The organism is Parapedobacter soli, from assembly GCF_025460835.1.
GTDB lineage: Bacteria > Bacteroidota > Bacteroidia > Sphingobacteriales > Sphingobacteriaceae > Parapedobacter > Parapedobacter soli.
In genome coordinates, this window is sequence record NZ_JAMXAY010000146.1 from 1 (window position 1) to 796 (window position 796).

A 796-nucleotide genomic window follows, 5' to 3' on the forward strand; every position below is an offset into this window, starting at 1 on the left:
AATAATCTTCAGGAATCAAACCTGTAGTTGGTCGGGCGGATACGGTTTAATAATCCCCTCCTTCTGCCAGCGATCGACATCGTTCTGTCCGTACCTGGCAATAGCTTCCTTTCGGCGAATAGTGGGAGATTCAAGTCCTGCACCAATTAGCGCGCGCCTCGCCCCTACTTCTGCAGCTTGACGCAACATGATGACAGGTTGGATTTTAGAGCGAGATCCTGCTTAATGTTTCTCGAGAAACACCCAGATAAGCCGCCAATTGAGATTTGGGTACCCGTTGGATTAAATTAGGATATCGTTCGATCAGCTGACGATAACGCTCCGCAGTGTTTAAGGTAAGGGCGGAAAGAATTCGTTTTTGTGCGGCAATAAATCCAAAGTATGCTTTTTCCAAAAAGAAATGTTCCATTTTGGGCAAGGCATTGCAGAGATGTTTGTAGTCATCATAGGTAATAAATAATACATCCGTATCTTCTAGACATATGAGCGACATGGTTGTTTTTTTCTGTGTATAAAATGCTTCAAAATCAGTTTCCCACCAATCCTCCATAGCAAAAGAAACAATATGTTCGCGCGCATCGGAATCATTATATACAAGTTTTACTAAGCCTCTACATACAAAGAAATTCTTAGTAAGATACTCTCCTTCGTGGAAAATGAACTGTCCTTTTCTATAGACTTTTGGAGTGAACAAAGAAGCTACAAATTCAAATTCGGAATCTGTAAGGGAAATAATTTTTTCGATATGGTTGGGAGTGTAAAACAAACTGTGTCAGGGGTTGAACATCGGCCCCGC

The 796-nt window shown here is 41.7% G+C and carries 1 protein-coding gene; it reads right to left on the bottom strand.

The window, feature by feature from the left end; all coding sequences use genetic code 11:
• Window positions 1-205 precede the first annotated feature (205 nt).
• Window positions 206-766, bottom strand: coding sequence for a Crp/Fnr family transcriptional regulator (locus tag NGM62_RS21945; RefSeq protein ID WP_262250439.1), 561 nt, complete (start codon window positions 764-766; stop codon window positions 206-208).
• Between the last annotated feature and the right edge of the window lie 30 nt (window positions 767-796).